This window comes from Stenotrophomonas sp. SY1 (assembly GCF_021202945.1).
Classification (GTDB): domain Bacteria; phylum Pseudomonadota; class Gammaproteobacteria; order Xanthomonadales; family Xanthomonadaceae; genus Stenotrophomonas.
The window spans coordinates 2,544,887-2,559,509 of the sequence record NZ_JAJOYR010000001.1 but is presented as its reverse complement, the minus strand read 5'-3'; the positions used below and the strand labels follow the sequence as shown (position 1 = coordinate 2,559,509).

Here is a 14,623-nt window from a genome sequence, read left to right as displayed (position 1 = left end):
GAGCAGATCAAACGGCGCTGGGCTCGTAGCGCGGGAAGCGCTGGGCGATATCCGTGCCGGTGAAATGACCCACCCAGCCGTCCGGCTCGGTGAAGAAGCGGATGGCGGCGAAGCTGGGTTCCTCACCCATGTCAAACCAGTGGGTGACACCGTCGGGCACCGCGATCAGGTCGTCCTTCACGCATTCGATTTCGTAGACCTTGTCGTCCACGTGCAGGGTGAACAGGCCCGAGCCGGCGACGAAGAAACGCACTTCGTCTTCCTTGTGATAGTGCTCGTCGAGGAACTTCTTGCGGATCTCGGCGCGGTTGGGGTTGTCCGGGGCGATGGAGGCCACGTCAACGCTCTTGAAACCGTGCGCGGCGACCAGGCGGTCGATGTCCTCGCGGTAGGCGGTGAACACTTCTTCCTGGCTGGCGCCCGGGCTGACCGGATGCTTGGCCTGCCAGCGCTCGAAGGTGACACCGATCTTCTTCAGTTCGGCAGCGATGACCTCGCCGTCGCGGCTGTCCAGCAGCGGTGCGTCCGGGGCGGTGTCGTTGAAAATGCGCAGTCGGCTCATGGCGGTGGACTCCACGGTGGGGGTGGGGAGCGTATCAGCACGGGCCAAGGCCGGCCCGTGCGGAATCGGAATCAGGAAATTCGAAATCAGGAAATGGCGCGCAGCTTGCGCAGCTCCAGTTCGCAGTGGAGCAGGAATTCGAAGGCTTCCAGGTGGCGGCGTGCCTCGGCCATGTCGCGGCCCCATGCGTACAGGCCGTGTCCATCGATCAGGTAGCCCCACATCGGGCCCTTGTCCAGCTCGGCTTCGACCTGGGCGGCCAGCACGTCCATGTCCTGGGTGTTCGGGAACACCTTCAGGTCCACCGCGGTTTCGTGGGTGGAGTTGCCGTGCAGGGCCTTGAGCAGCTCATAGCCTTCCAGGCGGATATGGCCCTGGCTGCCGTACAGGCGCGAGGCGATGGTCTGCGTCGGTGAATGGGTGTGCAGCACGCAGCCTACTTCCGGGAAACGGGCGTACAGCTGGGTGTGCAGCAAGGTTTCGGCTGATGGGCGCAATGGGCGGCCGACGGCCTTGCCATCGAAATCCACGACCATGATGTCGCTTTCGATCAGCCGGCCCTTGTCCTTGCCCGACACGGTGATCGCGGCATGGCGGTCATCCAGGCGGTGGGAGAAGTTGCTGCTGGTGGCGGGTGTCCAGCCGGACTGGGCCAGTTCGCGGATGTTGTCGATCAGCAGCTGGGCCAGCTGGCTCAGCCGCTCGCTGTCGTAGGGGACGGAAGGCGCGTTCATGGGCGGCATTCTACTAAGCCGGGGGCTTTCGTAGGGGATGCCTTGGGCTGGGGGCGGCTTTGCCGCGTCCCGGGCAATGGCGAGACGGCAGCGTCATCGGTTGGGAATGATTTCCCGCAGTTGCTGCATCCCAGTCTACGCAGGCTGGCCGGGCAATAAAAAAAGCCCGGACGCTTGCGCCCGGGCTCTGGTCATTCATCTGTTGCGGGGGTTCAGCCCTTCTTGGCCTTGTTGGCCGCGTTGAGCTTGCTGTGCCGGATGCCGTAGCAGAAGTAGATGATGAAGCCGGTGGCGGTCCACAGCCCCATCAGCATCCAGTTGTGCAGGGTCATGGCGGTCAGCAGCGCGATGCAGCTGAAGACACCCAGCGAGCAGATCAGCCAGGCCATCGGAATGCGGAATGGGCGCGGCAGGTCGGGCTGGGTGCGGCGTAGTACCAGCACGCCGGCACAGACAGCGGCGAAGGCGATCAGCGTGCCCATCGAGGTCAGCTCGCCCAGGATGTCCAGGGGGAACAGCGCGGCCAGCAGTGCGATGCCGATGCCGGTGATGACGGTGTTGATGTGCGGGGTGCGGTACTTGGGGTGGATCTTGGTGAATACCGGCGGCAGCAGACCATCGCGGCCCATGATCATGAAGATGCGCGGCTGGCCGATCACCATCACCAGCACCACCGAGGCCAGGCCGATCAGCGCGCCGACTTCGACGATGATGCGCAGCCAGTCCAACTGCGGATGCGCGGCAACGGCGGTCACCACCGGCTCCGCGGTACCCAGCAGCTGGTAGGGCACCAGGCCGGTCATCACCGCTGCCATGGCGATGTACAGCACGGTGCAGATCACCAGCGACAGCAGCATGCCGATCGGCAGGTCGCGCTGCGGCCGGTGCGATTCCTGTGCGGCCACGGACACCGCTTCAAAGCCGATGTAGGCGAAGAACACCATCGCCGCGCCACGCAGCACGCCGTCAAAGCCGTACTTGCCCGGTCCTTCGTTGGCCGGGATGAAGGGCGTCCAGTTGCTCGGGTCCACGTACTTCCAGCCGGCAATGATGACCAGCAGGATCAGGCCGGTCTTGAGGATCACCATGGCCATGTTCATCGCCGAGGACTTGCTGATGCCCACGTAGCACAGCCAGGTCAGCAGCAGCACCAGCGCGGCGGCCGGCAGGTTGGCGATGGCGCCGGTGGGGCGAAGTTGCGCATCCAGCGGTGCGCTGACCAGCGCGGCCGGCAGGTGGATGTCGAAATGGTTGAGGAAGCTGAGGAAGTAGCCGGTCCAGCTCACTGCCACGGCCGATGCGGAGACGCCGTACTCGAGCACCAGCATCCAGCCGATGAACCAGGCCGACAGTTCGCCGAAGGTGGCGTAGGTGTAGGTGTAGGCGCTGCCCGCAACCGGCACCATCGAGGCGAACTCGGCGTAGGCCATGGCACAGAACGCGCAGCAGATGGCCGCCAGTACGAAGGACAGCATGATCGCCGGGCCGGCATGGTTGGCCGCCGCCTGTCCGGTGATGACGAAGATGCCGCCGCCAATCACCGCGCCGATGCCCAGCGCGGTCAGGCCCCATGGGCCGAGGGTGCGCCGCAGGCTCAGGCCATTGGCTTCTTCATGTGCGGCATGGGGATGCTTGGTCGCCAACAGTTGCTTGAACATGTTTCGGTCTTTGCTCGTCGATGCGCAGCGCGCGCGCAAAAAAACCGGCGCGGGTGGCGCCGGCGTTGGAAGCGGGATCAGGGCGTCTTGTTGAGCTTGCTGTGACGGATGCCGTAGCCGAAGTAGATGCATACGCCGAGCAACGTCCACAGCACGAACACAAGCCAGTGGGCGGCAAATGCCATCGCGAACAGGCCCAGACAGATCAGCGCGCCGAGGGGGGCAATGAGCCATACGGCCGGTACCCGGAAGGGACGTGGCATGTCCGGCTTGGTACGGCGCAGGACCAGCACGCCGATGCAGACCGTGGCGAATGCCAGGAGGGTGCCCATGGCCACCAGTTCGCCAAGCACGTTGAGCGGCACCAGGCCGGCCAGCAGGGCAGCGATTGCACCGACGATGATGGTGCTCAGGTAAGGCGTGCGGAACTTCGGATGGACCTTGCCGAAGATCGGCGGCAACAGGCCGTCGCGGGAGATGGTGTAGGCCACGCGGGTCTGCCCCATCATCATCACCAGCACCACCGAGGACAGGCCTGCAATGGCGCCCACCTCGACCCAGGTCTTGAGCCAGGACAGGTTGGCATAGGGTTCCAGCGCCGTGGCAACCGGCTTGTCGGTACCCAGAAGGTGGTAGGGCAGCAGGCCGGTGAGTACCGCGCAGACGATGATGTAGATGATCGTGCAGACCGCCAGCGAGCCCAGCAGGCCGCGCGGCATGTTGCGCTGGGGATCCTTGGTTTCGCCGGCGGCGGTGGAGACCGCATCGAAGCCGATGTAGGCGAAGAACACGATGGAGGCTGCGCGCAGGACACCGCTCCAGCCGAACTCGCCAAAGGTGCCGGTGTTCTCGGGGATGAGCGGCGTCCAGTTTGCCGGGTCCACGTACATCGCACCGAAGCCCACGAACAGACAGATCACCGCCACCTTGATCGCCACGATGACCGCGTTGACGAAGGTGGACTGTGTGACGCCCACATACAGCAGGCCCGAGATGGCGGCCACGATCAGCACCGCAGGCAGATTGAGCAGCTTGCCCGAAACGACGAACTCGCCGTTCTCCCATGCGATGGGAGCGGCACTGAGGGCTTCGGGGAAGGGAAGGTGCAAGGTGGTGGTGACGAAGCTGATCAGGTACGCGGACCAGCCCACGGCCACCGAGGCGGAAGCGAACAGGTACTCCAGCACCAGGCACCAGCCAATGAACCACGCCATGCCTTCGCCGAGCGTTGCGTAGGAGTAGGAGTAGGCGCTGCCGGACACCGGCATCATCGCCGCGAACTCGGCATAGCACAGGCCGGCGAAGGCACAGGCCAGGCCAGCCAGGACGAAGGAAAGCATGATGGCCGGGCCCGCATGGTGGGCGGCCGCCTGGCCGGTGATGACGAAGATGCCCGCGCCGATCACCGCCCCCATGCCCAGCAGGACAAGATGCTTGGCTGTGAGGGTTCGCTTGAGCGTGGCTTCGCCTTGCAGGCTGCCTTCAATCGGCTCCCCGGCATCGACGTGCGCGGTGGGTTCGATTGGTTTGACCCTCAACAGTGTTTTGAGCATTCCGCGGATTCCCGAACTGTGTAGTGCACCCGGACGCCAAGGGCGTCGGGGAGGATGAATGACGCCGCAAGCTGAACGATCGGCAACGTCGCTACCTTGCCAAAGGCGGACAAACTCGACAAGCGCAGGTGCAACATCGGCAGCGATAATGGTGGCTGGATTGAACGGATGGGATGTGCTGACAGTCATGCATGAACTGGATCGGAGCTTGCGCCTGGGTTTGCAGGCGTACGCGCAGGCCTTCCCCGCACAAGCGGATGTGGCGGCGCTGTTCCTGGCGCTGCTGGACGAAGACGGTGCGCAGGACCCGTTCAGCCGCGAGCGGTTGGCGGGCCACTTCACCGGCAGTGCCTGGTTGGTCAGTGCCGATGGCAAGCGGGCGCTGTTGACCCACCATCGCAAGTTGCAGCGCTGGCTGCAGTTGGGCGGGCATGCCGACGGAGACCGCAACCTGGCGGCGGTGGCGCTGCGCGAGGCCGAGGAGGAGTCCGGGTTGCCCGTCCTGGCGCTGCAGACTGGGACGATCTTCGACCTGGATCGGCACTGGATTCCCGAGCGTGGCGAAGTGCCTGGGCATTGGCATTACGACGTGCGCTATGTAGTGGTGGCTGGTGAGGACGAACGTTTCGCGGTCAGCGAGGAATCACTGGAGCTGGCGTGGCGGCCGATCATGGACATCGCCAGCGAACAGGATGAATCCATGCGCCGGATGGCCACGCGCTGGTTGGCCGGCACGCAGGCAGGAGCGCTGTAAGCGGCCCGCCGGTAGTGCCGAGCCATGCTCGGCAAGGGGCCATTGTGTAAGCGGGTGCCGAGCATTGCTCGGCACTGCCGCGAGGTCTCAATAAAGGATGCGGGTGCGCAGCGTGCCCGGAATCACCGCCAGGTCGTCACGGATGGCGGCGGCCTGTTCCTCGGTCGCGGTGATGTCGATGACCACGTAGCCGACCTTGGGATCGGTGCGCAGGAACTGGCCGTCGATGTTGAGGTTGTGACGGGAGAAGATCTCGTTGATCTTGGACAGAACGCCTGGCACGTTGCGATGGATGTGCAGCAGACGCAGGCTCTGTTCGTGTTCGGGCAGGGTCACTTCCGGGAAGTTGACCGCCGACAGGGTCGAGCCGTTGTCGCTGTAGCGCACCAGCTTGGCCGCCACTTCGATGCCGATGTTGTCCTGGGCTTCGAGCGTGGAGCCGCCCACGTGCGGGGTCAGGATCACGTTGTCGTGTGCGATGAGCGGCGACTGGAAGGCATCGCCATTGCCCTTGGGCTCGACCGGGAATACGTCCACCGCCGCGCCGCCGACGTGGCCCGAGCGCAGGGCGGCGTCCAGCGCGTCGATATCGACCACGGTGCCGCGCGCTGCGTTGATCAGGTGTGCGCCCGGCTTCATCTTGGCCAACTGGGTGGCGCCGATCATCCACTGGGTGGAGGCGTTTTCCGGGACATGCAGGGTGACGATGTCAGCGCGCGCCAGCAGGTCATCCAGGCCGGCTGCCGGGTGGGCGTTGCCCAGCGAGAGCTTGGTTTCGATGTCGTGGAAGATCACATGCATGCCCATCGCCTCGGCCAGCACGCCCACCTGGGTGCCGATATGGCCGTAGCCGATGATGCCCAGCGTCTTGCCGCGCACCTCATGGCTGCCGGCGGCCGACTTGGACCAGCCGCCGCGGTGGCATTCGGCGTTCTTCTGCGGGATGCCACGGGTCAGCATGATCGCTTCGGCGATGACCAGTTCGGCCACCGAACGGGTGTTGGAATAGGGCGCGTTGAACACCGGGATGCCGGCCAGTTCAGCTGCTTCCAGGTCCACCTGGTTGGTGCCGATGCAGAAGCAGCCCACCGCGATCAGGCGCTTGGCATGGGCCAGCACCTCGGCATCGAGGTGGGTGCGCGAGCGGATGCCGATGATGTGGGCTTCGGCGATGCGCGCCTTCAGCTCGTCCTCGGGCAGCGACTTGGTGTGCTGCTCGATCTGCGAGTACCCCGCCGCCTTGAACGTGTCCACGGCGGTCTGGCTGACCCCCTCAAGCAACAAAACGCGGATGTCCTGCTTCGGGAACGAGGTCTTCTTGGGCGACATGTCGGTTACGACGGCACAGGTGGAAGGGGCGCCCACTATGCCAGAACCGGGGCCGGTTTGGTGCGCTGCGCAATGCGGCAAAGCATTGATGGAAAAAGGTTTCACCTGAATTTACCCGGCGTATCGACCCGCTTCCGCTGGCGACTGGACGACACGCGGCCGGGCTGGCACGCTTGCTGGCTTCGTCCTGCCCACGCATCGCCATGACCGACCCGCGCCTGCACTCCCTGCAACAGTCCTGCCCGGGCCTGCGCCTGAAGACCGAGGCGGCCGACCTGGAACACTACGGGCGCGACTGGACCCGCCGCTGGACGCCGAATCCGCTGGCCATCGCCTTGCCGGCGACGGTCGAGGAAGTGCAGGCGGTAGTGCGCTGGGCCAATGCCAACGACGTGGCGGTGGTGCCGTCCGGCGGCCGTACTGGTTTGTCCGGCGGCGCTGTTGCGGCCAACGGCGAGCTGGTGCTGAGCCTGGAACGCATGAACAAGGTGCTGGGCTTTGATGCGGTGGACCGCACCCTGACCGTGCAGGCCGGCATGCCGCTGGAAGCGCTGCACAACGCGGCAAAGGACCAGGGTCTGATCTACCCGGTGGATTTCGCCGCGCGCGGTTCGTGCTCGATCGGCGGCAACATCGCCACCAACGCTGGCGGTATCCGAGTGATCCGCTATGGCAACACCCGCGAATGGATCGCCGGACTCAAGGTGGTGGCCGGCAACGGTGAGCTGCTGGAGCTCAACAAGGGCCTGATCAAGAACTCCAGCGGCTACGACTTCCGCCAGCTGATGATCGGCTCGGAAGGCACGTTGGGCATCGTGGTCGAGGCGACGGTCAAGCTGACCGATCCGCCGCCGACCACCAATGTGATGCTGCTGGCGTTGCCATCGTTTGAAGTGTTGATGCAGGTGTTCTCGGCATTCCGTGAGCGCCTGCAACTGGAGGCGTTCGAGTTCTTCACCGACCTGGCGGTAAAGCATGTCACTGCGCATGGCGCGCAGTATCCGTTCGAGGAAATCCACCCGTACTACGTGGTCACCGAATATGCGTCGGCCGATGAAGCGGGCGAGGCGGCGGCAATGGCCGCGTTCGAGCACTGCATGGAGCAGGGCTGGGTGCTGGACGGCGTGATCAGCACCAGCGACGCGCAGGCGCAGCAGCTGTGGCGCCTGCGCGAAGGCATCACCGAGGCGGTCGCGCGCTACAAGCCGTACAAGAACGACGTGTCGGTACGGATCTCGGCGATGCCGGCATTCCTGGCCGAATCGCAGGCGCTGATCAATGGCGCGTATCCGCATTTCGAGGTGGTGTGGTTCGGCCACATCGGCGACGGCAACCTGCACATCAATGTGCTCAAGCCTGACGACACTTCCGACGCCGAGTTCCTGTCCCAATGCGAGCACGTCACCAAACTGCTGGCGCAGGTGCTGCACCGTTTCAACGGCAGCATCTCGGCCGAGCACGGTATCGGCCTGGTCAAGAAGGCTTATCTGGACAGCACCCGTGATGCGGCGGAGATCGCGTTGATGCGCGGGGTCAAGCGCGCGTTCGACCCGAAGGGCTTGATGAATCCGGGCAAGTTGTTCGATCTGTAAGGCTGGCTTGCTTATGCAGGAGCGGCTTCAGCCGCGAAGCTGGCACAGGCTCCGATCAGAGTGACTGCACGCAATTGCATGCTCTTGCCTGGTGGATGGATCAACGGCCTCGCGGCTTACGCCGCTCCTACTGTGGATACCCGGCTTCGCGGCAGAAACCGTCTCTACAGATGCGCTGCCCGCTACTGGCGCGGCAGTTCCAGCACGAAGCGGCTGCCGCCGTTGTCACCGGGTATGCAGCGGACTGTCCCGCCGTGCGCATCGACAATCGCCTTGACCACCGCCAGGCCAAGCCCGCTGCCGCCACCCTGGCGCGAGCGCGAGCTGTCGCCGCGCATGAAGGGGTTGAAGATATGCGTCTGCAATGACGGATCGATGCCGGGGCCTTCGTCTTCGATGGACAGCTGCACGTGCTCCAGCGTGTCGTGCACTGCGATGCGCACCCGGCCGGGGCTCGCATAGCGACGGGCATTTTCCAGCAGTGCAAGCAGCGCCTGGCGCAGGCGGGTCGGATCGCAGTACGCGGGGTGTTCATCGCGGCTGGTTTCCAGCTCCAGCACGAAACCGGCGGTGCGGAACGCAGGGTCCACCAGCGTCATCACCGAGTGCACCTCCTGCACGACGTCACTGCGGGCGCGACGCACGTCCAGGCGGCTGTTGTCGGCCAAGCTCAGCACACGCAGGTCCTCGATCAACCGTGACAGTCCCTCCACCTGCGACAACAGGCTGTGGAACTGCGCTTCATCGGGCTGGAACACGCCTTCGGCCAGGCCTTGCAGGCGCCCGCGCAGGATGGTCATCGGCGTGCGCAGCTCATGGGCGATGGCCGCGTGCCACATGGCGCGCTCGTTCTCCATGTGCTGCAGCCGCGCGGCCATGGCATTGAAGTCCTCCGCAAGCAATGCCACCTCGTCGGGCGAGTCGTCACTGACGGCGGCGCGGACGCCGAGGTCGCCGTCGGCCAGGGCGCGGATGCTGTCCAGCAGCGAGTTCAGCGGCGACAGGATGCGATGGGCCAGACGGATGGCGGCAGCAATGGCCAGGGTCAGGCCGATCAGCGTCACTCCCAGCATCCAGGCCAGCTCGGGGCTGGTGGGCATCCAGCCTTCCGGCTCCAGCGTGCTGGCCGGGTAGAACTCCACCAGGATGGCGTACAGCAGATAGGAGGACAGGATCATCATCACGATGACGCTGAGCACCATCATCGACATCGACACGATGATGTGGCGGCTGAGTCCGGTGCGACGCATCAGCGGTCCGCCATCAGTCGATAGCCGACACCACGCACGCTGGCCGGCACATTGGTCAGGCCGACCTCGTCGAGCTTGCGCCGCAGCTTGCTGACGTGGCTGTCCACGGTGCGCTCCAGCGCCTCGCTTTCGGGCAGGCATTCGTGCATCAGTTCGCTGCGGCTGAAGATGCGTACCGGCGCCAGCGCCATGCAGTGCAACAGTTTGAATTCGGTGAGGGTGAGCAGCAGCTCGTGGCTGTAGCCTTCGCCCTCGACGTGGACGGTGTGGGTGAGTGCGTCGATCACCAGCGGGCCAGCCCGCAGTGCCGAAGGGGCATCCTGACGCTGCGTGCGCAGGGTGCGGCGCAGTACCGCGCGTACCCGTGCGGCCACCTCGGCCGGGTTGAATGGCTTGACCACATAGTCGTCGGCACCCATGCGCAGCGCGGTGAGCTTGTCCAGATCCTGGTCGAGCGCGGTGAGCATGATGATCGGGGTATCGCCGCGCTGGCGCAGCTGGCTGAGCACGCCCCAGCCGTCCAGGCCGGGCAGCTGCACATCGAGCAGCACCAGGTCCGGGCGCGCGCTGCGGTGCAGGTCCAATGCAGTGTGGCCATCAAGCGCACGCAGGGTGCGCAGCTTTTCACGCTCCAGGTAGGCGGCGATGATGTCGGTAATTTCGGGTTCGTCCTCGACGATCAGGACAAGTGCGTCGTGGGAGCGATCCCACGAAGCCGCGTTGGCGGCAGGGTCGGGTGCGGTCATGCAGGGCAGTGGGCCGTAAGGTGCTTGCCTCCATCGTATCTCCACACTTCCTCCATCGAAACCCCATCATCGCCACGCACACTGCGCGCTTCATGAATCGCGCCGCGTCTGCGGCCCTGTGTGCAGCAATGAGAACCTTCAGGACCCCGGTTGCGCTGGTCGCAGCCTTTGCCTTGACCATGACGGCCTGTTCAACACCCACTCCGCCCCCGCCGGAGCCGCCCCGGGTCAGTGTCGTGGCCGTGGGCGCGCAGGTGGTGCAGCGCGACGATGAGCTGCAGGGGCGCGTGGCTGCGGTCCGCACCGCGCAGATACGTGCGCAGGTGGGCGGCATCGTACTCAAGCGTCAGTTCGATCAGGGCGCGGAGGTGCAGGCAGGCCAGCCGCTGTTCCAGATCGATCCGGCAGCCTTCCGCGCCGATGTCGATTCGGCCTTGGCGGCCCTGCAGCGCAGCGAGGCGGCAATGACCCGCAGTCGGGTGCAGTGGCAGCGCCTGCAGACGCTGGCCGATGCACAGGCGGTCAGCCACCAGCATCGCGACGATGCCAACGCCGAATATCAGCAGGCGCGGGCAGCTGTGGCCGAGGCGCGGGCGATCCTGGTGCGACGCCAGCTTGATCTGAACTATGCAACGGTCAGTGCCCCGATATCCGGGCGCATCGACCAGACGCTGGTCAGCGAAGGCGCCCTGGTCGGCGTTGCCGATGCCGAGCCGATGGCGGTGGTGCAGCAGATCGACCAGGTTTATGTGGACGTGCGCCGACCCGCATCGCAGCTGGAGCTGCTGCAGCGTGGTGCGGCCGACGGGGAGGGCGTGACGGTTGGCATCATCGGCCCCAACGGCAAGCTTCACGCCGAGCGTGGCCGGCTGCTGTTTTCCGGCATCAACGTGGATGCGCGCACTGGCGATGTGATCCTGCGCATCCTCGTGGACAACCCGCAGCGCCAGTTGTTGCCGGGCATGTTCGTGCGGGCGCGAGTGCCGCGTGGAGCGCCTTCCAGCGCATTGCTGGTCCCGCAGCAGGCAGTCCTGCGCAGTGCCGGCGGTCAGGCGTACGCATGGGTGATCGGCCAGGGCGACAAGGCGGTGATCCGCACGTTGGAGCTGGACGGCAGCGTCAGCGGCAACTGGCTGGTGCGCAGCGGTCTGCGTAGTGGTGAGCGGGTAGTGGTGGAAGGGCAGGAACGGCTGCAGGAAGGCGTGGCGGTGCAGGCGCAGGACTGGAAGCAACCGGCAACTGCCGTTGCCACCGGAAAGATCGGCTGAGTCCCGGGAAACATCGACATGGCACGTTTCTTCATTGATCGCCCGGTATTCGCCTGGGTGCTGGCGATCTTCATTGTCCTGGCCGGCGTGCTGGCCATTCCGCGTCTGGCGGTCGAACGCTACCCGGCGGTGGCGCCGCCGAGCGTCAGCATCTACGCCAGCTATCCCGGTGCCAGCCCGCAGACGCTCAATGATGCGGTGGTGGGGCTGATCGAGCGCGAGCTGTCCAGCGTCAAGCATCTGCTGTACTTCGAATCGTCGGTGGATACCTCCGGCGAGGCCTCGATCACCGCCACCTTCGTGCCCGGCACCGATCCGGAGATGGCGCAGGTGGACGTGCAGAACCGGATCAAGGCGATCGAGCCGCGGCTGCCGCGCAGCGTGCGCCAGAACGGGCTGTACGTCGAAGCGGCCGACTCCGGCTTCCTGATGCTGGTGGGCCTGAAATCGCCGGATGGCAGCATCGATGAAGCCGGTCTCAGCGACTTCATGGCCCGCAACATCATCGAGGAATTGCGTCGCATCGACGGCGTCGGCCGCGTGCAGTTGTTCGGTGCCGAGCAGGCGATGCGTATCTGGCTCGACCCGTCGCAACTGAACGGTTACGGCCTGACCGTGACCGACGTGGCCAATGCCATCGAACAGCAGAATCTGGAAATCGCTCCCGGTCGCATCGGTGACTCACCCAGCGTGCCTGGTCAGCGCATGACCGTGCCGTTGAATGCCGACGGTCAGCTGTCCACGCCCGAGCAGTTCAGCAACATCGTGCTGCGCGCCGGTGCCGATGGTTCACGGGTGTTGCTGGGCGACGTCGCCCGCGTGGAGCTGGGTGCACAAAGCTACGCATGGGGAACGCGCGAGGATGGCCATCCGGCGACAGCCGCCGGTGTGCAGCTGCGCCCGGGCGCCAATGCCGTGCGAACCGCAGCGGCGGTGCGCGAGCGGATGGCGGAGTTGCAGCCGCTGCTGCCACGCGGGGTGGAGTCCAGCATACCGTTCGACACCGCGCCGTTCGTCAAGATCTCCATCCAGAAGGTGTTGCAGACGCTGCTGGAAGCAATGGCGCTGGTGTTCGCGGTGATGTTCCTGTTCCTGCAGAACTGGCGCTACACGCTGATCCCGGCGCTGGTGGCGCCGATCGCGTTGCTGGGCACGTTCGCGGTGATGCTGGCGGCGGGTTTCTCGATCAACGTGCTGACGATGTTTGGCATGGTGCTGGCGATCGGCATCATCGTTGACGACGCCATCGTGGTGGTGGAAGGCGTGGAGCGGATCATGGCCGAGGAAGGGCTGTCGCCGCGCGATGCAACGGTCAAGGCGATGCGTGAGCTGACCGGCGCGGTGATCGGCATCACCCTGGTGCTGACTGCCGTGTTCATCCCGATGGCGTTCGCCAGCGGTTCGGTGGGGGCGATCTACCGCCAGTTCACCGTGTCGATGGCGGTGTCGATCCTGTTCTCGGCGGTGCTGGCGCTTAGCCTGACGCCGGCACTGTGTGCCAGCCTGCTGCGCCCGAGCACGCGCGGTCATCATGATCGCGGCGGACTGTTTGGCATGTTCAACCGTGGCTTCGAACGCATGACCGGCCGTTACGAGCGCGGCGTTGCCATGGTGTTGCGTCGTGCCGGACGGGTGATGGGCGTGTTCGCTGCATTGGTGCTGGCCTTGCTGCTGGGCCTGTATTGGTTGCCGGGTGCGTTCCTGCCGGAAGAAGATCAGGGCTACTTCATGACCTCGATCCAGTTGCCGGCCGAAGCCACTGCCGAGCGTACGCTGGCGGTGGTTGAGGCCTACGAGGCGCATGTCGCCTCACGGCCGGACATTGCTTCCAACCAATCGATCATGGGTTACAGCTTTGCCGGCTCCGGCCCGAGCGCGGCGATGGCGTACACCATGCTCAAGGACTGGAGCGAGCGCACCGGGGCGACCGTGGCGGCGGAAGTAGCGGCGGCACAGAAGGCGATGGCAACGGTGGCCGAGGGCGAGGTGATGAGCGTGATGCCACCGGCCATCGACAGCCTTGGAACCTCGTCGGGCTTCAGCCTGGTGCTGCAGGCGCGCACCGGGCAGAACCAGGCGCAGCTGGACGCCGCCCTGCAACAGCTGCTGAAGCTGGCCAAGGCAAGTCCGTTGCTGTCGGAAGTGAGCGCCGACGGGCTGCCTTCGGGCAGCAGCATCCGGCTGGACATCGACCGTGCCAAGGCCGAGGCGATGGGCGTTGCGTTCACCGACATCAGCAACACGCTGTCGGCGGCGCTGGGTTCGCAATACGTCAACGATTTTCCCAATGCTGGACGCTTGCAGCAGGTGATCCTGCAGGCCGACGCCGCGCACCGCATGGAAATCGAAGACGTGCTGCGTCTGTACGTTCGCAATGCCGACGGCGGCATGGTGGCGCTGTCCGAACTGGTCGGTACCGAATGGGTCAAGGCGCCGCTGCAGCTTCAGCGCTATCTGGGCTTCCCCGCGATGAACCTGTCCGGCTCACCGGCCGAGGGCGTTTCCACCGGGCAGGCGATGGCCGAGATGGAGCGTCTGGCCGCGCAGCTGCCACCTGGCTTTGCGGTGCAGTGGACCAGCCAATCGTTGCAGGAGCGTCAGTCCGGCGCCCAGGCACCGTGGTTGCTGCTGTTGTCGATGCTGGTGGTGTTCCTGGTGCTGGCCGCGCTGTACGAGAGCTGGTCGATCCCGCTGGCGGTGATGCTGGTGGTGCCGCTGGGCCTGCTGGGCGCGGTGGCGGCGGTGCTGCTGCGTGACATGCCCAACGATGTGTTCTTCAAGGTGGGCATGATCACGGTGATCGGCCTGTCGGCCAAGAACGCGATCCTGATCGTCGAGTTCGCCCGGCAGCTGCAGCTGCAGGGGCGTGACACGGTGGATGCGGCACTGGAAGCGGCGCGTCTGCGTCTGCGCCCCATCGTGATGACCTCGCTGGCCTTCGCGCTGGGCGTGGTACCGCTGATGCTGGCGCAGGGCGCGTCGAAGGAAACCCAGCAGGCCATCGGTACCGGTGTGTTCGGCGGCATGGTCAGCGCGACCGTACTGGCGGTGTTCTTCGTGCCGGTGTTCTATGTGGTGGTGCAGAAGGTGCAGCAACGGCTGCGGCGCAAGCGCGGCGCCGTTGGCGCTGCCGGGCTGGGGGGCGCAGAGCCGCACGGAAGCTGAACATGCGGCTCA

General features: G+C 65.4%; 11 protein-coding genes. 4 read left to right on the top strand and 7 right to left on the bottom strand.

The features are described from left to right. Positions 1–7: 7 nt before the first annotated feature. From LR961_RS10800 to LR961_RS10785, 4 genes are all read right to left on the bottom strand, one after another. Positions 8–562 carry an acireductone dioxygenase gene (locus tag LR961_RS10800; RefSeq protein ID WP_232148925.1) on the bottom strand — a complete coding sequence of 185 codons (555 nt, stop codon included), beginning with the start codon at positions 560–562 and terminating at the stop codon, positions 8–10. A gap of 86 nt (positions 563–648) precedes the next feature. Next, positions 649–1,296 (bottom strand): methylthioribulose 1-phosphate dehydratase, encoded by a 648-nt coding sequence (locus LR961_RS10795; RefSeq protein WP_232148924.1) that lies wholly within the window; start codon positions 1,294–1,296, stop codon positions 649–651. A gap of 212 nt (positions 1,297–1,508) precedes the next feature. Beyond that, entirely contained in the window at positions 1,509–2,954 is a 1,446-nt protein-coding gene (locus LR961_RS10790; RefSeq protein ID WP_232148923.1) for an amino acid permease, read from the bottom strand. 77 nt (positions 2,955–3,031) lie between these two features. Further along, the gene (locus tag LR961_RS10785; protein ID WP_232148921.1) at positions 3,032–4,507 is read right to left on the bottom strand and encodes an amino acid permease; all 1,476 of its coding nucleotides are present in this window, start codon (positions 4,505–4,507) and stop codon (positions 3,032–3,034) included. A 187-nt stretch (positions 4,508–4,694) separates the two neighbouring features. Here LR961_RS10785 and LR961_RS10780 point away from each other — a divergent pair, with 187 nt between their 5' ends. Beyond that, complete coding sequence (locus LR961_RS10780) at positions 4,695–5,261, top strand: NUDIX hydrolase (RefSeq protein ID WP_232149325.1); 567 nt, start codon at positions 4,695–4,697, stop codon at positions 5,259–5,261. Between the two features lie 87 nt (positions 5,262–5,348). Here LR961_RS10780 and serA read toward each other — a convergent pair whose 3' ends face one another. Then, positions 5,349–6,590, bottom strand: a complete 1,242-nt coding sequence (gene serA / locus LR961_RS10775) for a phosphoglycerate dehydrogenase (RefSeq protein ID WP_232148919.1) — start codon at positions 6,588–6,590, stop codon at positions 5,349–5,351. Between the two features lie 203 nt (positions 6,591–6,793). On the opposite strand from serA, the gene LR961_RS10770 reads away from it, so the two are divergent. After that, the gene (locus tag LR961_RS10770) at positions 6,794–8,182 is read left to right on the top strand and encodes an FAD-binding oxidoreductase (RefSeq protein WP_232148918.1); all 1,389 of its coding nucleotides are present in this window, start codon (positions 6,794–6,796) and stop codon (positions 8,180–8,182) included. A 182-nt stretch (positions 8,183–8,364) separates the two neighbouring features. On the opposite strand, the gene LR961_RS10765 is transcribed toward LR961_RS10770, so the two are convergent. Both LR961_RS10765 and LR961_RS10760 read right to left on the bottom strand, forming a co-directional pair. Continuing rightward, complete coding sequence (locus LR961_RS10765) at positions 8,365–9,432, bottom strand: ATP-binding protein (RefSeq protein WP_232148917.1); 1,068 nt, start codon at positions 9,430–9,432, stop codon at positions 8,365–8,367. Then, positions 9,432–10,178, bottom strand: coding sequence for a response regulator (locus LR961_RS10760; RefSeq protein ID WP_232148916.1), 747 nt, complete (start codon positions 10,176–10,178; stop codon positions 9,432–9,434). Before LR961_RS10760 ends, LR961_RS10765 begins: the two co-directional genes overlap by 1 nt. Before the next feature lie 128 nt (positions 10,179–10,306). Between LR961_RS10760 and LR961_RS10755 the strand changes: the two genes are divergently transcribed. Together LR961_RS10755 and LR961_RS10750 are read left to right on the top strand one after the other, a co-directional pair. After that, complete coding sequence (locus LR961_RS10755; RefSeq protein WP_232148915.1) at positions 10,307–11,446, top strand: efflux RND transporter periplasmic adaptor subunit; 1,140 nt, start codon at positions 10,307–10,309, stop codon at positions 11,444–11,446. Between the two features lie 18 nt (positions 11,447–11,464). Next, positions 11,465–14,611, top strand: coding sequence for a multidrug efflux RND transporter permease subunit (locus LR961_RS10750; RefSeq protein WP_232148914.1), 3,147 nt, complete (start codon positions 11,465–11,467; stop codon positions 14,609–14,611). Positions 14,612–14,623: the final 12 nt, after the last annotated feature.